13 protein-coding genes and 1 rRNA gene are annotated in these 17,034 nt (G+C 60.6%); 6 read left to right on the top strand and 8 right to left on the bottom strand.

Annotated features, from left to right (window positions below; genetic code table 11):
- The first annotated feature begins 83 nt into the window (after nucleotides 1–83).
- Together rrf and LQT98_RS02615 are read left to right on the top strand one after the other, a co-directional pair.
- Nucleotides 84–198 (top strand): 5S ribosomal RNA (gene rrf, locus LQT98_RS02620).
- A 93-nt stretch (nucleotides 199–291) separates the two neighbouring features.
- Nucleotides 292–2,712, top strand: coding sequence for an ATP-binding protein (locus LQT98_RS02615; protein ID WP_231461017.1), 2,421 nt, complete (start codon nucleotides 292–294; stop codon nucleotides 2,710–2,712).
- 8 nt (nucleotides 2,713–2,720) lie between these two features.
- Here the strand turns inward: LQT98_RS02615 and LQT98_RS02610 are convergent, their stop codons facing one another.
- The 5 genes from LQT98_RS02610 to LQT98_RS02590 form a co-directional block, all read right to left on the bottom strand.
- Nucleotides 2,721–3,719 carry a GlxA family transcriptional regulator gene (locus LQT98_RS02610; RefSeq protein WP_231461016.1) on the bottom strand — a complete coding sequence of 333 codons (999 nt, stop codon included), beginning with the start codon at nucleotides 3,717–3,719 and terminating at the stop codon, nucleotides 2,721–2,723.
- Between the two features lie 88 nt (nucleotides 3,720–3,807).
- Nucleotides 3,808–4,596 (bottom strand): ABC transporter ATP-binding protein, encoded by a 789-nt coding sequence (locus tag LQT98_RS02605; RefSeq protein ID WP_048407701.1) that lies wholly within the window; start codon nucleotides 4,594–4,596, stop codon nucleotides 3,808–3,810.
- Between the two features lie 27 nt (nucleotides 4,597–4,623).
- Complete coding sequence (locus LQT98_RS02600) at nucleotides 4,624–5,355, bottom strand: ABC transporter permease (protein ID WP_082150787.1); 732 nt, start codon at nucleotides 5,353–5,355, stop codon at nucleotides 4,624–4,626.
- The gene (locus tag LQT98_RS02595) at nucleotides 5,352–6,041 is read right to left on the bottom strand and encodes an ABC transporter permease (RefSeq protein ID WP_048407702.1); all 690 of its coding nucleotides are present in this window, start codon (nucleotides 6,039–6,041) and stop codon (nucleotides 5,352–5,354) included. Before LQT98_RS02595 ends, LQT98_RS02600 begins: the two co-directional genes overlap by 4 nt.
- Before the next feature lie 164 nt (nucleotides 6,042–6,205).
- On the bottom strand, nucleotides 6,206–6,970 hold the full coding sequence (locus LQT98_RS02590; RefSeq protein WP_048407703.1) for an ABC transporter substrate-binding protein: 765 nt from the start codon (nucleotides 6,968–6,970) through the stop codon (nucleotides 6,206–6,208).
- Between the two features lie 517 nt (nucleotides 6,971–7,487).
- On the opposite strand from LQT98_RS02590, the gene LQT98_RS02585 reads away from it, so the two are divergent.
- The gene (locus tag LQT98_RS02585) at nucleotides 7,488–12,299 is read left to right on the top strand and encodes an NAD-glutamate dehydrogenase (protein ID WP_231461015.1); all 4,812 of its coding nucleotides are present in this window, start codon (nucleotides 7,488–7,490) and stop codon (nucleotides 12,297–12,299) included.
- Nucleotides 12,300–12,363: 64 nt separating this feature from the next.
- Here LQT98_RS02585 and LQT98_RS02580 read toward each other — a convergent pair whose 3' ends face one another.
- The 3 genes from LQT98_RS02580 to coaBC form a co-directional block, all read right to left on the bottom strand.
- Nucleotides 12,364–13,377 carry a GGDEF domain-containing protein gene (locus LQT98_RS02580; RefSeq protein ID WP_231461014.1) on the bottom strand — a complete coding sequence of 338 codons (1,014 nt, stop codon included), beginning with the start codon at nucleotides 13,375–13,377 and terminating at the stop codon, nucleotides 12,364–12,366.
- Between the two features lie 121 nt (nucleotides 13,378–13,498).
- Complete coding sequence (gene dut, locus LQT98_RS02575) at nucleotides 13,499–13,954, bottom strand: dUTP diphosphatase (RefSeq protein WP_019101154.1); 456 nt, start codon at nucleotides 13,952–13,954, stop codon at nucleotides 13,499–13,501.
- Nucleotides 13,955–14,020: 66 nt separating this feature from the next.
- Nucleotides 14,021–15,205 carry a bifunctional phosphopantothenoylcysteine decarboxylase/phosphopantothenate--cysteine ligase CoaBC gene (coaBC, locus tag LQT98_RS02570; protein ID WP_231461013.1) on the bottom strand — a complete coding sequence of 395 codons (1,185 nt, stop codon included), beginning with the start codon at nucleotides 15,203–15,205 and terminating at the stop codon, nucleotides 14,021–14,023.
- Nucleotides 15,206–15,362: 157 nt separating this feature from the next.
- Here coaBC and radC point away from each other — a divergent pair, with 157 nt between their 5' ends.
- From radC to LQT98_RS02555, 3 genes are all read left to right on the top strand, one after another.
- Entirely contained in the window at nucleotides 15,363–16,037 is a 675-nt protein-coding gene (gene radC / locus LQT98_RS02565) for a RadC family protein (RefSeq protein ID WP_048407707.1), read from the top strand.
- A 128-nt stretch (nucleotides 16,038–16,165) separates the two neighbouring features.
- Complete coding sequence (locus LQT98_RS02560) at nucleotides 16,166–16,417, top strand: hypothetical protein (RefSeq protein WP_019101157.1); 252 nt, start codon at nucleotides 16,166–16,168, stop codon at nucleotides 16,415–16,417.
- 162 nt (nucleotides 16,418–16,579) lie between these two features.
- Nucleotides 16,580–16,957 (top strand): oxidoreductase, encoded by a 378-nt coding sequence (locus tag LQT98_RS02555; protein ID WP_048407708.1) that lies wholly within the window; start codon nucleotides 16,580–16,582, stop codon nucleotides 16,955–16,957.
- Nucleotides 16,958–17,034 lie beyond the last annotated feature (77 nt).

The raw sequence follows: 17,034 nt of genomic DNA, 5'->3' as shown, positions 1-17,034 counted from the left end.
GTTGTGCGACACAATTGAATACCGAATATATGTGGGTTGATCGAGTATCAACCTAGGCTTCTTTAAGTTTGTACCAGTTTATGTCTGGTGGCCATAGCGAGGTGGTCCCACGCCTTCCCATCCCGAACAGGACCGTGAAACGCCTTAGCGCCGATGATAGTGTGGCATTCGCCATGTGAAAGTAGGACACCGCCAGACGCCCCATTGCAAAGCCCAGCTCACTCGAGCTGGGCTTTATGCATTGGCGCGGTGGAAACGCCGACACGAAAGCCTCCCCTCGGGGAGGCTTTGTTGCGTTTGGGGCGTCGGGTGATACGTCGGCGCGTATCGGTCACATCGGTTCAAGCTTTTATCGACTTTCCCTTTGATTTTCAAGTTATTGCATGCCATTCCCTGTATTTATGGCCGGAATTGCGTCTAATTGCTCAGCAAAAACTATTGGTAATGAATAGAATTCCAGCATCAAGACTGGGAATCAAGGCGGAGATTTTGAGAAAGTTCAGGCGGGACGGGGTGCACTTGTTCGTACTGGCATGGGTGCTCAGCGCTTTGCTGGTGGCGGTGCTGTGGGGTATCGGCGAGTTGCAGCGCTTGAGGGATGAGTTCGAGTCGGTGGCGCAACGCGCGCATGCGCTAGTGGCGCGCAAGTTGGATCAGAACGAATCGGTGCTGGCGTCCGTGGATGCGCTGATGGTGGCCAGCCGGCCGTTTGAGGCAGCCGCCTTGGGCACCTTTGCCCGTGAGTTGCTGCCGCATTACCCGCAACTCCATTCCTTTGTGTTTTTCCAGAGTGTGTCCATGTCGGAACGGCAGGCTTTTCTACATCAGATGAGCGGCAAGTTTGGCGAAACCTTCTATATCCGCGACTTTGATGTGGCTGGACGCCGAGAGTGGCGGCCTGCGGCGGTGCGCCCGCAGTCACTGGTGATTTCTATGTTGGAGCCGGACCGTCCCGAGGCCGGCCCGATGTTCGGCTACGACATCCTGGGGGATGATTATTTCAGGCCTGCCTTGCTCCGTGCGCTGGAGTCGGGGCGGCGGGTATCCAGTGGTGCCTTCGAATTGCATGAGGGCGGTGGCCGCGCATATTTGTTATTGCAGCCGTTGTTCGAGCAGGAAGCCAGGACGCAGGGTCGTTTGATTGGGGTGGTGGGGCTGGTCGTGTTCTGTGATCGTTTATTGCAGGCTCCGGCCTTGGAGCGTCTGTTGCCTGGGCTGGACCTGGCCTTGTATCAAGGAGGGGAGGCCTCGGGTGGTCCACCGCTGTTCCAGCGTCTGCATACATCGTCCGAGCGTGATTGGTGGCCGGTATTGCGGCGCCTGGAAGCCAGGCTGCCGCTAGCGAGCGAAGCACAGCCTTTCGTGCTGGGGGTGGCCCGGGATCTGAGGGTAACGGATCTGGCTATCCTGCCTTTGCTGTGGCAGCAGTCGTTATTGCTGGCGTTCTTTGTGTTCGCCGGCCTGCTTCATCTGCAGCGCATGGCTTTGCGGCAGGAGCGCCTGCAATCGGACGAAGCGATTTTTCTGCAGAGCGAGCGAGCCTCGGTCACCTTGAGCGCGATTCATGATGGGGTGATCATTTTGCGGCAGGATCACGCGATTGAGTTGGCCAATCCGATGGCGCTGGAGTTGATGGGAATGGATGCCGGCGAGGTGGTGGGGCGGGTCTGCCACGAGGTGTTCCATTTGCAGGCGGAGTTGGCTGCCGAGTTTGCCGAGGATCCGATTCGCGAATGCTTCCGCACCGCGCAGCCGGTAGTGCTGGCGGAACGGATGCAGCTGACGTCGGCTCGCGGGCAGATCCGCTCGGTGGAGGGCGGGGTTTCGCCGTTGTTTTCCCGCGATGGCAGCCTGATAGGGGTGGTATGCGCATTGCGCGACCTGGGGCCGCTGCGTTTGCGGACGGTGGCGGCGCTGGAAGCCAGTGAAAGCAAGGTCAAGGAGCATCTGGAAAAGCTGTCGCATGTCGCTAGGCTACATACCATGGGCGAGATGGCTTCCGGCATCGCGCATGAGTTGAATCAGCCATTGACGGCGATTGCCAATTATTGCCAGGCCAGCATCCAATTACTGGAGGGGGTGGAGGATGCTCCCGCGCAAGTGAATGCGGCTTTACGGTTGGCGGTAGCGCAGGCGGAGCGGGCAGGGGAGATCATCAAGCGTTTGCGAGCCCTGGTCAGCAAGAGGGCGATCGAGACGCGGCTGATCGATTTGAATCAGGTGGTTGGCAATTGCATGTTCTTGGCCGAGTACGATTTGAAGGAGCGTGGCATCGAAGTGGTGCAGCTGCTGTCCGGATATCCGGTGGCGGTGTTCGCGGATAGCATCCAGCTTGAGCAGGTGGTGTTGAATCTACTGTCGAATGCGATGGATGCCTTGCGCGATGAGCCGGTGATGAAGCGCCATGTGATCGTGCATACCCGGCGCGAGGGCAAAAAGGCGATTCTGGAGGTCCGCGATACCGGACGCGGCATTACGCCGAGTTCGCTGGAGGTGCTGTTCCATCCATTCTTTTCCACCAAGCCGAATGGCATGGGGTTGGGTTTGTCCATTTGCCAGACGATAGTGGAGCAGTATGGTGGTTTGATCTCGGCGGAGAACATTCCAGCCAGCGGCGCCTGCTTCCGCATAGAGCTGCCGCTATCACGCCAAGGGGAGCCGGCGCGTCCGGTGATGCCTTCGCCGGACGGTTGCGGCGCTGGCGTGCTTTGACGCGTGGCTTAGGGCCGGATTTCCTGGATGGCGGTTTGGGTGCGGTGCGAGCGTTCTTCGCGCGGTGTGATGCCGAAATGGTTGCGGTAGGTGCTGGAGAAGTGCGGGCCGCTGGAGAAGCCGCAAGCGAGGCCGATCTGGACGATGGATTTGCTGGTTTGCTGCAATAGCTGGCGTGCTCGACTCAGCCGTAATTCCAGATAGTATTTCGAAGGCACCGTGCTCAGGTATTGCTTGAACAGCCGTTCTAGCTGGCGTCGGGAGACGCCGACGTAGTAGGCGATATCGTCGGTGCTCAGCGGCTCTTCGATATTGGCCTCCATCAGGCTGACCGCTTCCGTCAACTTGGGCTGGCTGCCGCCGATGCGGGTGGCGAGCGGAATGCGCTGACGCTCGTTGCCGGGGCGGATGCGTTCCATGCTGAACAGTTCCGACAGCTGAGCGACGAACTCATGTCCATGCTGGCTGCCCACTTGGGTCAGCATGAAGTCGAAAGTGGCCGCGCCGCCGGCACAGCTGAGGCGTTTGCCGTCGATCTCGAATAGATTGGACGAGGTAATGATGTCGGGGAATTCTTCGGTGAAGCGACTGATCTCGCGCCAGTGTATCGTGGCGCGTAGACCGTTGAAGTAGCCGGTGCGAGCCAGCCAGTAGCTGCCGCAGCCTATGCCTCCCAAGCTTATTTTGTCCGGGTTGCAGGAGGCCAGCCCTTTGCTCAGCGTGTCCAGACTGAAGTCGGGATTGATGTCATCGGCGAGCACCAGCAGGCAGTCCAGCTTGGGCGCGCCATCCAATGGCAGGTCCACGGCGAGCCGGGTGCCGTTGGAGAGCGGCACCGCTTGTCCGTCAAGGGAAAGCAGCAGGGTTTCGTAGAGTTTCTTTTCCGCTAGCCAGTTGGCGTGCAGCAGGACCTCGGAAGCCATGGCGTAGTCAGCCATCGAGGCATGGGGCAAGAGCAGGAAGCCGTAGCGCATTGGCTTGACGGGGTGGGACGGATGCTGACCCATGGGTTTTCGCGGAAGAAGAATGGATATTATAAAAACACACCATGCCGGGTGGCCCGGCATGGTGTGCGACATTTTCCTATTGTACGATTTATTTCAGGCTGCCGGAGAGGAATTGTACCAATCGCTCGCTCTGCGGACGGACCAGCACTTCCTTGGGATGGCCTTGTTCCTCGATCCGCCCCTGGTGTAGGAAGATGACGTGGTTGGATACTTCGCGCGCAAAGCCCATTTCATGGGTGACCACCACCATGGTGCGGCCTTCGCCGGCAAGGTCCTTCATCACGCGCAGCACTTCGCCGACCAGTTCCGGGTCCAGCGCCGAGGTGGGCTCGTCGAACAGCATGACTTCCGGCTCCATGGCCAGCGCGCGGGCGATGGCGACGCGCTGTTGCTGACCTCCGGACATATGGGCCGGATATTTGTCCTCCACGCCGCGCAGGCCGACCTTGTCCAGGTATTTGCGGGCGCGGGCGCAAGCTTCGTCGCGGCTCAGTCCCAGCACGTGAATCGGAGCCTCGATGATGTTTTCCAGCACTGTCATGTGTGCCCACAGATTGAAATGCTGGAATACCATGGCCAGTTTGGTGCGGATGCGCGCCAACTGCTGGGCGTCGGCGGCCTTGAGCGCGCCGTTCTTGCGGTCGGTGATCAGCTTGAGTTCTTCGCCAGCAGCCAGGATGCGGCCGCTATTGGGTTGTTCCAGCATGTTGATGCAGCGCAGGAAGGTGCTTTTGCCTGAGCCGGAGGAGCCGATGATGCTGATCACGTCGCCGGCGTGCGCGGTTAGCGACACGCCTTTCAGCACTTCGTGCGCGCCGTAGCTCTTATGCAGATCGCTGACTTGCAGCTTCAGGTTTTTATCGGTGGGGGTGTGCATGATGGTATTCCTGTATTGCTATCCGCATTAATGCTTGCGTGGGGCCAGATAGGCCAGCCAGCGTTTTTCCGCCTGCTTCATCAGCCAGACCAGCAGGAAGGTGAGCGCCAGGTAAATGGCGGCTGCGGTGAGGAAGGGCTCGAAAGCCATATAGCTGTCGGCATAGATGCGGCGCGCCACGCCGGTGATGTCGGCCAGCGTCACCAGGCCCGCGATTGCGGTGCTTTGCAGCATCATGATGACTTCATTGCTATAGGCCGGCAGCGCGCGGCGCAGCGCGGAGGGCAGCACGATGCGGCGCATCATCAGCCATTTGCTCATGCCCATGGACTGGGCTGCTTCGATCTCGCCCCAATGGGTGTTGCGGATCTGACCGGCGATGATTTCGGTGGTATAGGCCGCGGTGTTCAGGGTAAAGGCGAGGATGGCGCAGAAGTACGCGTCTTGCAGGTAGTTCCAGGCCCAACTGTCGCGAACCCAGTTGAACTGGGCCAGGCCGTAGTAGATGATGAAAAGCTGCACCAAGAGCGGCGTGCCGCGGAAGATGTAGCTATAGACGCGGACGAAGCCAGAGGCCAGGCGGTTCTTGGACACCCGCATCAGCGCCATGGGTACCGCCATCGCCATGCCTAGCAGCAGGGAGATGAACAGCAGTTCCAGCGTCAGCAACAGGCCGTCGCGGGTGCTCATGACGGCGTGGCCGTCGCCGCCGCCGAAGAAGGCGGGCAGCTTTTCCAGAACCAGTTGGAAGTCGATCACAGTTCGCTCTCCTTGACGCCCAGCGAGTAGCGTTTTTCCAATTGTCCAAGTACCAGATTGGATACCCCTGTGATCAGCAGGAATAGCAGGCCGACGATCATATAGACGGTGAAGGGCTCCTGCGTTGTCGATTTGGCCGCGTCGGCGCGGTACATCACGTCGTTCAGGCCGATCACGGACACCAGGGCGGTGGATTTGACCAGCACCAGCCAGTTATTGGAAAAGCTGGGCAGCGCGAAGCGGATCATTTGAGGAACGGTAATGCGGAAGAACACGCGCAGCGGCGTCATGCCGTAGGCCATGCCGGCTTCCATCTGCCCTTTGGGCACTGCCATCATCGCGCCGCGGAAGGTTTCCGTCATATACGCGCCGAAGATGAAGCCCAGGGTCAGCACGCCGGCGATGAAGGGATCGATATTGGGGCTAGTCCAGCCCATATAGCCGCAAAAATCGTTGATCATCATCTGGACGCCGAAGAACAGCAGAAACATCCAGACCAGGTCCGGCACGCCGCGGACCACGGTGGAGTAGAGTTCCGCCAGCCAGACCAGCGGCTTGGAGTGAGCGGATTTGAACAATGCGCCAATCAGGCCCAGCACGATGGACACGGCCAGTGCTGAGCCGGCCAGCTGCAATGTGAGCACCGCTCCTTGCAGGATGCTGGGAAGGTAACCTTGCAAAAACATAGTGATACTGCCTCGTTCGTCAACCTTGCGCGCAAGGCTGGTCCTTGCCCTGCCGGCCTTGGGGCTGCAGAGCAAAAAAATCCCGGCTTGCGCGCGGATCGGGCGGCAGTAAGCCGCCCGGCGCCTAGTGGTCAGCCGGGACGGTTGCGATCGCTGTTGGGGGATTAACCGCCGTAGACGTCGAAGCTAAAGTACTTGTCCTGCACCTTCTTGTAGCTGCCGTCCTTGCGCACTTGGTCTATGGCCTTGTTCAGGCGCTCGGCCAATGCCTTATTGCCTTTCTTGACGGCGATACCCGCGCCCAGGCCGAAGTATTTGACGTCGGCGTAGTTCGGGCCGACAAAGGCGTATCCCTTGCCGTTCGCGGTTTTCAGGAATTCCTGGTCGCCTACGGCGCCATCGACGAACACGGCGTCAACGCGGCCGGACTTCAGGTCCAGGAAGGATTCCGGAGATTTGGCGTACGGCACGATGGTGGCGCCGGACTTGCCCCAGTAGTCCTTGGCGAACTTTTCCTGGGTGGACGCGCGCAGCACGCCTATCTTCTTGCCCTTGAAGCTGTTCTGGTCGACCGCAGTGCCGGACTTGGCGACGATGCGGCTGGCGATGTTGTAGTACTTACGGCTGAAATCGACGGCTTTCTTGCGCTCCTCGGTGATCTGCATCGAGGACAGGATGGCGTCGAACTTGTTGGCGTTGAGGGCGGGGATCAAGCCGTCCCAGTCTTGCGGAACGATTTGACAGCTGACTTTCATGGCGGCGCAAAGGGCATTGGCCATATCGATGTCGAAACCTTGCGGTTTGCCATCGGCGCCTTGTTTGGAGAACGGCGGGTAGTTGAGGTCAACCCCAAAACGCAGAGTCTCTGCTTGGACGGAAAAACCGGACAGCAGAGCTGCCGCTGCGGAGGCGATCAGGACTTTTTTCATGGAGTGAATTTCTACTTCTCTATCGGGCGGTTGGTCTGGATATGAATCGGACGCAAACCCAAGCTTGTAAACCCGGCGCTTGAAACGAGGCTGCTCACGATGTCTCGCCCAAGCCGGAACCATTGTAGTTTTTTCTACTTTTGCCAGTAGTTGGCCGCAGCTTGCAACGGTTATCCGCCGTGCGCAAGATGGGGCCATTGTCTGGCAATCGGTGTGAGCAGGTGGTTGCATTCTACCTGATATTGGGGCTTGGTGTGAAATTGCTTGAAAATCAATGATTTATATTTTGTTTTCGGACTTGTGTACAATGTGGCGCCAGGAAAGGAACTTGTAAGCTGCCGTCGCATTGCTGTAAGCAAAAAAGTGGTGTTTGCCGCCATTTATCGTTTTGGCATCGGTCGGCCGCGCACAGCTTTTCCACGAAACTGTACGTCCACGTCGCATTAAGGAAATCCCAGCATGATGGGGGTATCTACAATGCCTCGACACACTCCGTGCACACAACAAGAGAAGCAACATGTCGCTTACCAATAAGACCGAACTCGCGAGCCTGATCGCCGATATTCAGGCCGTAGCAGAGACCAAGCTTTCCGAAAAGGAGAAACACCAGCTCGAACCCTTCTTCCCGATTTACTTCGAGGAAGCCGAGCATGCCGACCTCCGGCAGTTTTCGTCGCTGGACTTGTTCGGTGCGGCGTCGGCGCATTATGCGTTCGGCGCCAAGCGCAGCGCCGGCCAACACAAGGCGCGCATCTACAACCCCGATTTCGAGCGCGATGGCTGGCAAAGCACCCATACCGTGATTGAAGTGGTCAACGACGATATGCCGTTCCTGATCGACTCCATCACCATGCTGCTGTCGCGCCACAATCTGAATCTGCACCTGCTGGTGCATCCGGTGCTGTCGGTCGGCCGCGACAAGAGCGGCGTGATCCAGGCGGTGAAGCGCACCGAAGACCGCAGTCTGCCCCTGGAGTCCTTCATCCATGTGCAGATCGACCGAGTGACCGATCCGGTGGCCTTGAAGCAGCTGGAAACGGATTTGAACCGCGTGATCGCCGATATCCGCCTGGTGGTAAGCGACGAACCCAAGATGCGCGAAGTGCTGGCCGAGATCAGCAAGGATCTGTCCGTGGTCAAGGGCAAGCGCGCGACGGAAGCCAAAGAGGCGGTGGACTTCCTGGCCTGGATGTCCAAGCGCAATTTCCTGTTCATGGGCTATTGCGATTACGATCTGGTGCGCCGCGACGGCAAGGACAGCCTGCGCATCGTCAAGCAGTCCGGCCTGGGCATCCTGCAAGACCAGGGCGATAAAGAGTACTCCGCCAGCTTCGAACAGCTGCCGCAGGAATTGCGCGAGCTCGCGCATCTGCCGCAACTGATCATTCTGAACAAATCGCAGACTCGCTCCATCATCCATCGTCCGGCCTATATCGATTTCGTCGGCATCAAGCGTTTCAACGACAAGGGCGAGGTGATAGGCGAGCGTCGCTTCCTGGGCCTGTATACCGCCAGCGCCTACCAGGATTCGCCGAAGGATGTGCCCATCCTGCGCCAGAAAGTGGCGACCGTGGTCAACAACTGCGACTACGTCGACGACAGCTATAAATCCAAGACGCTGGGCTTCGTGCTGGAAAGTTATCCGCGCGACGAGCTGTTTGAAATTCCGTCCGAGGTGCTGGGGCCGATCGCCGAAGGCATCGTCAGCCTGCAGGAACGTCCGCGCGTGCGCCTGTTCGTGCGCAAGGACCGCTATCACCGCTATGTCAGCTGCCTGGTCTATGTGCCGCGCGACAGTTTCAATACCGAGGTGCGCCTGAAGATCGAAAAAGTGCTGATGAACGCCTTCAACGGCACCAGCGCCGAGTTCAGCGTGCAGATCAGCGACAGCTCGCTGGCGCGCGTGCATTACATCATCCGCACCAATGCCGCCAAGCTGCCGGAGTTCCACGAGTCCGACATCGAGGCGGAAATCGCCCGCCTGGTGCGCGGCTGGGTGGAGGAGTTGCACCAGCTGCTGGTGGAAACCCATGGCGAGGAGCAGGGCAACGCGCTGTTCAACCGCTACAAGGGCGCGTTTCCGGTGGCTTATCGCGAAGAGTTCGCGGTGCGCAACGCGGTGCTGGACATCCAGCATGTGGAATCGGTGAATGCCGATTCGCCGCTGGCGATGAAGCTGTATCGCCCGTTCCACCGCGGCGCGGCGGTCTTCAATCTGAAGCTGTTCCGCGAGGGCGAGGCGTTGGGCCTGTCCGCCAGTCTGCCCATCCTTGAGAATATGGGCGTCAAGGTCCGCGACGAACATCCGTACTGCGTGCAGCGCGCGGATGGCCGCCAAGTATGGATCAGCGATTTCGGCCTGGATGTTGGTTCCGCCGACGAGCAGATCGCTCGTGAGGAAGTGCAGCAGGACTTCCAGGAGCTGCTGACCCAGGTATTCGCCAAGCGTTGCGAGAACGACGGTTTCAACCGTCTGGCGCTGGTGGCCGGACTGGATTGGCGTGAAATTTCGCTGGTGCGCGCCTTGGCCAAGTATCTGCGCCAGGGCGGTCTGACCTTCAGCCAGGCTTACATCGAGCAGTGCGTGGCTAACTACCCGGCCATCACTCGCCTGCTGGTCGAACTGTTTGCCGTGCGCCTGGATCCGGCCCATGCCGACGATGCTCGCGCCGATGCCCTGCTGGCCAAGTTGCGCGAGCAACTGGACGGCGTGGCCAACCTGGATGAAGACCGCATCCTGAACGGTTTCCTGTCGGTGATCCTGGCCACCCGCCGCACCAACTTCTGGCAGAAGGGTGCCGACGGCGAGTTCAAGTCCTATATCTCGTTCAAGCTGGAATCCAATCTGATTCCCTTCCTGCCGCAGCCGCGCCCGATGTTTGAGATCTGGGTCTATAGCCCGCGCGTGGAGGGCGTGCATCTGCGCGGCTCCAAGGTGGCGCGCGGCGGCCTGCGCTGGTCCGATCGCATGGAAGACTTCCGCACCGAGGTGCTGGGCCTGGTGAAGGCGCAGATGGTGAAGAATTCGGTGATCGTGCCCATGGGTTCCAAGGGCGGTTTTGTCGGCAAGCAGTTGCCGGCGCCGAGCGAGCGCGAGGCCTTCCTGGCCGAAGGCGTGGCTTGCTACAAGATCTTCATCTCCGCCTTGCTGGATGTGACCGACAATCTGGTCAACGGTCAGATCGTGCCGCCGGTCGATGTGCGCCGCCTGGATCCGGATGATCCGTACCTGGTGGTGGCCGCCGACAAGGGCACGGCTACTTTCTCCGACATCGCCAACGGTATTTCCGCCGATTACGGCTTCTGGCTGGGAGACGCTTTCGCCTCCGGTGGCTCGGCAGGTTACGACCACAAGGGCATGGGCATTACCGCCCGCGGCGCTTGGGAATCGGTGAAGCGTCATTTCCGCCACCTGGGCATCAATACCCAGGAGCAGGACTTTACGGTGATTGGCATCGGCGACATGGCCGGCGACGTGTTCGGCAACGGCATGCTGCTATCCGAGCACATCTGCCTGAAAGCGGCGTTCAACCATCTGCACATCTTCCTGGATCCGACGCCGGACGCGGCCAAGAGCTATGCCGAGCGCGCGCGCCTGTTCAAGCTGCCGCGTTCCAGCTGGACTGATTACAACCGCGATCTGATCTCCAAGGGCGGCGGTATTTTCGAGCGCTCCGCCAAGTCCATCCCGCTGTCGCCGGAAGTGAAGGCCTGGCTGGAAACCGACAAGGACAGCATGGCGCCGAACGAGCTGATCCATGTGATCCTCAAGGCCAAGATCGACCTGCTGTACAACGGCGGCATCGGCACCTATATCAAGGCGTCGACCCAGAGCCACGCCGACGCGCGTGATCGCGCCAACGACCCGGTGCGTGTCGATGGTCGCGATTTGCAAGCCCGGGTGGTGGCCGAGGGCGGCAACCTGACTTGCACCCAGCTGGGACGCGTTGAGTTTGCGTTGAACGGCGGCCGCATCGCCACCGACGCCATCGACAACTCCGCCGGCGTGGATTGCTCCGACCATGAGGTCAACATCAAGATTCTGCTGGGCGGCGTGATGCAGGCCGGCGACATGACCTTGAAGCAGCGCAACCAGTTACTGGCGGAGATGACGGACGAGGTGGCGCAGCTGGTGTTGCGCAACAACATCCAGCAAACCCAGATTCTGGCGATCAAGCGTCAGGAAGCGCCTGCGATGCTGACCACCCATGCGCGCATGATCGCGCACATGGAGAAGACCGGCGAGCTGAACCGCGAAATCGAGTACCTGCCGTCCGAAACCCAGATCAATGAGCGCCGTCTGGCGCGCCAGGGTCTGACCGTGCCGGAAATCGCGGTACTGCTGTCCTATAGCAAGATTTCTCTGGATCAGGCGATTCTGGCCACCGATGTGCCGGATGACGCGGACTTCCTGCCCATCCTGACCAATTACTTCCCGAAACCGCTGCAGCAGCGCTTCGGCGCGCAGATGCAGCAGCATCAGCTGAAGCGCGAGATCATTGCCAACCAGTTGGCCAACCAGATCATCAACCGCATGGGCACCACCTTTGTGTTCCGCATGCAGGAAGAGTCTCCGTTCTCCGCCGGCGATATCGCCCGCGCTTGGTGGATCGCCAGCCGCGTGTTCGATGCCGAGCGTCTGTGGAGCGAGATCGAAGCGTTGGACAACAAGGTGCCGGCCGATCATCAAGTGGAAATGATGGTGCTGGTGCGCACGCTGGTGGAGCGCGTGACGCGTTGGGTGTTGCGCAGCAAGCGTCCGTTCACCTCGGTGAACGCGGTGATCGAGCAATACGCGGCCAAGGTGCAGGCGCTGTTGGCGAAGCTGCCGCAGCTGATCGCCTCCGACAGCTACCCGGCGGTCGCCGCGCTGGAAGAGAAGCTGACGCAGCCGGGCATGCCGCAGGCGCTGGCGCAGGTGTTGGCGCGCCTGGAGTTCGCGGTGCCGCTGACCGACATCATCGAAATCAGCGAAGGCAGCAAGCTGCCGCTGGAACTGCTGGCCAAGAACTACTACCAGTTGGGCCATGCGATGCAGCTGGATTGGCTGCGCGACGCGATCACCAGCTTGCCGCGCGACAACCGCTGGCAGTCGCTGGCGCGTTCCGCGCTGCGCGACGACTTGTATCGCGTGCACCGCAATCTGGCGGGACAGGCCTTGCAGGACGCGGCCGGAGCGGAAGCCTTTGCCCAGCAGTGGATGGAGAAGCGCCACCACGAGGTGGAGGTCTGCGCGCAGATGTTCGCCGAACTGCAGTCGTTCAGCGCGCTGGATCTGGCGATGCTGTCGGCCGGCATGCGCGAATTGAGCAACCACCTGCTGTCGTAAGCGCTTAGCGTTCAGCAAGCAAAAGCCGGCTCGTCAGAGCCGGCTTTTTTGCGTCCGTGAAATGCTAGAACAGATCGATTTCGCCGAAGCGCTGGGTATTGTCGAGCAGGCCGCCCGCAATCAACTCCTCGTAGCCGTGTACCTGATTGCGGCCATTGGACTTGGCGTAATACAGCGCCCGATCCGCTTGTTCCACCAATTGCCCCGGCAGCAGTTGCGGCAGGATGCGGGTATAGCCCAGGCTGACGGTGAGGCTGCCCACTTGCGGGAATGGGTATTGCTCGACGCGGACACGGAAGCGCTCCAGCGCCACCGCGGCCTGTTCGGGTGCCAGCCCCTGGAAGATGATGGCGAACTCCTCGCCGCCGTAGCGGAACAGGCTGTCGTCTTCGCGGAAGGATTGCTGCATCAACTGCGCCAGCAGCAACAGCACCTCGTCGCCAACCATGTGGCCGTATTGATCGTTGACCTGCTTGAAGTGATCCACGTCCAGCAAGGCCAGAGTGCAGTGCGTCTGCTCCTCGGGTGACTGCAGCTGCGTCGCCATCAGATTGAACAGGCGCAGATCGAATTTACGGCGGTTGTTCAAGGCGGTGAGCATGTCCCGGTCCGCTTCGAACAGCAGGCGCAGGAAGTTCTCGTGAATCCTGGCCATGGCCTTGAGCATGGCCTTGTTGACCTTTTGCTCGGAGCCGGCGTGGATAATCAGCAGGGAAATGATGCTGCCCATGCAGCGCAGCGGCAGGCACAGGCCGTGCGGGATGCGGAAGATGCCGTCGTCCTTGTCCAGCGCGTTCAGCAGGTCGTAGAGAAAGATGGGCGGCGGCAGCCAGCTATCGTGGGCGGTTTCGGCAATCTGGGCTTTGCCGTCTAGGGCTGCGGCGCTCAGGCGCCGGCGGATGTAGGGTACGCCGTTGACCCAGCGGCAGGCGAACAGCTCGACCTTGTCCACGCGCATCACCTCGACCAGGGTGGACAGCAGGCTGCTTTCCAGCATGTCCTGTTCGCGCTGGGAGGTCAGCTCGACCAGATTGTCGAGTATCCGCTTGCTGTCATCCTCGTTGGGACTCTGCTTCATGCCGGCGCATCCTTTGCGAGCGGTTGGTGACGGCGCTGTGCGGCTGACAAGGCTGCGGGCGCGGAGCGCGCGGGTCCGCGCCGCCATGGAGCCAGTATAGGCAATCGCGCGGCGCGCGGCCTCAGTTGCGGCCGGTGCTGCCGAAGCCGCCGTCGCCGCGTTCGGAGCTTTCGAAATCGTCGACGATATTGAAGCCGACCTGAACGATGGGAACGATGATCATTTGCGCGATGCGTTCCAGCGGTGTCAGGCGGAACGGTTCGTGGCCGCGATTCCACACCGACACGAACAATTGGCCCTGATAGTCGGAATCGATCAGACCCACCAGGTTGCCCAGCACGATGCCATGCTTGTGGCCGAGGCCGGAGCGCGGCAGCAGCATGGCGGCGAGATTGGGGTTGGCGATATGGATGGCCATGCCGGTGGGGATCAGTTGGGTTTCGCCGGGGGCGATGGTGATGTCCTGCTCAATGGCCGCGCGCAAGTCCAGGCCGGCGGAGCCTGGCGTGGCGTAGTTGGGCAGGTTTTGCTTCAGACGCGGATCCAGGATCTTGACGTCGATAACGGGTTTTTTCATTGCATGTCCTTAAATCTGGCCGGGGGCGCGTGGCTGCCCGACCGGGGGAGGTTGATCGGTCTGCGTTTATGGCTTGTGACGCAACAGCTGGGCCAAGTGTTCAACGATGGCTTGGGCTACTTCCGGTTTCGGCATCGCCGGCAGCGGATGGGCGCCGGCGTGGTCCAGCAGCACCACTTGATTGTCGTCGGCGCCCATGGCTTGTTGCGCGAGGTTGGCGACCAGCAGCGGCAGCTTCTTGCGCAGGCGTTTGGCTTCGGCGAATTCCAGCAGATTCTGGCTTTCGGCGGCGAAGCCGACGCAGAACGGGGCCGCGGGCAGGCTGGCGACGGTGGCGAGGATGTCCGGGTTTTCCTCCAGCTCCAGGCTGGGCGGCGCGTCGCCTTTCTTGATCTTGTGGGCGGAGGGATTCTTGACCCGGTAGTCGGCGACCGCGGCGACGGAAATGAAAATATCGCTGCGGCCCACCTCGGCCATCACCGCGTCATGCATTTGCCGGGCGCTGGCGGCGTCGATGCGGCGCAGCCCCAGCGGCGCGGCCATGCCTGTGGGGCCAGAGACCAGCGTGACTTCGGCGCCGGCATCGCGGCAGGCGCGCGCCAGCGCATAGCCCATCTTGCCGGAGCTGATATTGGTGATGCCGCGCACGGTGTCGATCGCTTCGTAGCTGGGGCCGGCGGTGAGCAACACTTTTTTTCCGGACAGGAGTTTGTCGCGGAAAAAACCTTCCAGCAATTCGGCGATCTCCACCGGCTCCAGCATGCGGCCCTCACCGGTTTCTCCGCAGGCCTGGGCGCCGCTGGCAGGGCCGAACACGCTGATGCCGTCGGCGCGCAGCTGGGCAATGTTGCGCTGGTTGGGCGGGTTGTCCCACATCTGCCGGTTCATCGCCGGCGCCACGATCAGCGGGCAGGCGCGGGCCGCAGCCAGGGTCGACAGCAAATCGTCACAGGCGCCGTGAGCCAGCTTGAACAGCGTATTGGCGGTGGCGGGAGCGATCAGGAACACATCGGCGCGGCGCGACAGATCGATATGGGCCATCGCGTTGCTGGGGCGCTCGTCCCACAAGTCTGTGTACACCGCGTGGCCGGACAGCGCTTGAAAAGTGGCCGGGGTCACGAAGCGGGTGGCCGACTCCGTCATCACCACTTCCACGCTGTGGCCGGCTTTGACCAGCAGCCGGGTCAGTTCGGCCGACTTGTAGGCGGCGACGCCGCCGGTGATGCCTAGCAGGATTTTCTTGCTTGTCATGGGCTTGTCGAAACAGGCGGTAAATGAGCAATTTTAGCGGATTTCCGCGGACTGGGCGCGCTGGCCGGCATCTGGCTTCGATGATATGGTGGCAGATGCCGCATCACGTTTGGTCTGATCCTGAAAACAGTGCTATAGCCAGAAGAGGAGCGTGCCGATGTCTATCGCCAATTGGCCGGAAGCCGAGCGTCCCCGTGAAAAGCTGTTGGCTCGAGGAGCGGCGGCGCTGTCCGACTCAGAATTGCTCGCCATCTTTCTGCGTACCGGGATGCGGGGGCAAAGCGCGGTGGAGATGGCCAGGCAGCTGATGTTGGATTTTGGTTCCTTGTCCGGCTTGTTGAACGCCAGTCTCGAGGAGTTCCAGGCGCGGCGCGGCCTGGGAGCCGCCAAGTACGCACAACTGATGGCCAGCAAGGAGCTGGCGCAGCGCGCGCTGGCCGAGAACATGAGTTTGACGGATGTGTTGCACAATCCGCGACAGGTGCGGGATTTCCTGCGTCTGGCGATCGCGGGCAAGGATGTGGAAGTCTTCGTCGCCGTGTTCCTGACGGCGCAGAATAGAGTCATTGCGGTAGAAGAGTTGTTTCGAGGCACCCTGACCGAAACCCGGGTCTATCCGCGCGAGCTGGTGCGGCGGGCTCTGGCCAATAACGCGGCGGCGGTGATCATTGCCCACAATCATCCTTCCGGCGTCTGCGAACCATCCGCGGCCGATCATTCTCTAACCAAGACGCTCAAAGCGGCGCTGCTGCTGGTCGATATAAGATTGCTGGATCACTTCGTCGTCACCGGCCGGCATGCGGAATCATTTGCCGAGCGCGGCTGGCTGTAGCCGCCGTTGAACGGAGGGCGGCGGGAACTAGGGCGGCGTGCTTGACAGTGCGCGTCGCCGTGGCGGATCCGGCGCCGTGCTCACTGTCTGTTGGACCTTGTCTCCCACCGCATCATTAGGAGGTCGCCATGAACATCCTGCGTTTGCTGAATGAGTCCGACTATATTCAGGTCAACAACCAGTTCGTGAAGCCGGACTTTCATACCGCTTCCGAAGAGTTTTCCGACGACGACGATGTGGTGCTGGAGGCCAATCTGGATGGCCAGGAGTTGGTGCTGACGGTGGCGGATCTGGAGGAGGCGACGCCGCTGGCCGATGGCGGCTTCTGGCTGGAGGGCGTTGGCTATCTACGTTTCCTGTCGCAGCAGAATCTGCATTGAACACGTGTGATCTTACCGTTACAGGCCCGGCATAGTCCGGGCCTGTTTCATTTGATGGCGGCGCGGACTGTTGGACTCTGCTTGATTTGGCTCAAATAGTCGTGGCCGGCAAAGCTGTTACAGTGTGACGTTTATTTGATAGGCATAATTCGGGTGGGCCGCATGGAACAGATCAAAGTGGGAATGATAGGCGCGGGCGAAACCGGCACGCCGCTGTTGCGGCAGTTGCTGGATGCGCCGTTTGTCGAGATGGTTGGCGTGGCGGACTTGAATCTGGAGTCGCCTGGCATCCAGTTGGCCCGGCAGCGTGGCATCTCGGTTACCGATAATTTCATTGAGCTGGCGGAGCAGGGCACGCGCATAGACATCATCATCGATGTCACCGGCTCGCGCAAAGTGCGTGAGGATTTGCGGCGCTATATGCAGTTTTCCGGCAATACCCATACCGTGATCGTGCATGAGCGCGTTGCTCTGTTGATGTTGTCGCTGGGCGCGGGCAAGCTGGTGACGACCCGGCATGACGACTCGCTGGCGTACTGACAGGCCATTCGGATTTGACCGGCGGGCAGCTGGTTGAATTTTGAGGACGCTGGGGGGCTTTGGCCCCCCTTTTTTAT

It is taken from the genome of Chromobacterium aquaticum (assembly GCF_021129195.1).
Taxonomy (GTDB): Bacteria; Pseudomonadota; Gammaproteobacteria; order Burkholderiales; family Chromobacteriaceae; genus Chromobacterium; species Chromobacterium aquaticum.
The sequence above is the reverse complement of the archived record's forward strand: the minus strand, read 5'-3'. Positions and strand labels throughout refer to the sequence as shown.

Coding starts and splice junctions, on each gene's coding strand:
- LQT98_RS02595 (WP_048407702.1), bottom strand. CDS start 6,041: ATGTTTTTGCAAGGTTACCTTCCCAGCATCCTGCAAGGAGCGGTGCTC.
- LQT98_RS02610 (WP_231461016.1), bottom strand. CDS start 3,719: ATGGGTCAGCATCCGTCCCACCCCGTCAAGCCAATGCGCTACGGCTTC.
- radC (WP_048407707.1), top strand. CDS start 15,363: ATGTCTATCGCCAATTGGCCGGAAGCCGAGCGTCCCCGTGAAAAGCTG.
- coaBC (WP_231461013.1), bottom strand. CDS start 15,205: ATGACAAGCAAGAAAATCCTGCTAGGCATCACCGGCGGCGTCGCCGCC.
- LQT98_RS02555 (WP_048407708.1), top strand. CDS start 16,580: ATGGAACAGATCAAAGTGGGAATGATAGGCGCGGGCGAAACCGGCACG.
- LQT98_RS02585 (WP_231461015.1), top strand. CDS start 7,488: ATGTCGCTTACCAATAAGACCGAACTCGCGAGCCTGATCGCCGATATT.
- dut (WP_019101154.1), bottom strand. CDS start 13,954: ATGAAAAAACCCGTTATCGACGTCAAGATCCTGGATCCGCGTCTGAAG.
- LQT98_RS02590 (WP_048407703.1), bottom strand. CDS start 6,970: ATGAAAAAAGTCCTGATCGCCTCCGCAGCGGCAGCTCTGCTGTCCGGT.
- LQT98_RS02605 (WP_048407701.1), bottom strand. CDS start 4,596: ATGCACACCCCCACCGATAAAAACCTGAAGCTGCAAGTCAGCGATCTG.
- LQT98_RS02580 (WP_231461014.1), bottom strand. CDS start 13,377: ATGAAGCAGAGTCCCAACGAGGATGACAGCAAGCGGATACTCGACAAT.
- LQT98_RS02560 (WP_019101157.1), top strand. CDS start 16,166: ATGAACATCCTGCGTTTGCTGAATGAGTCCGACTATATTCAGGTCAAC.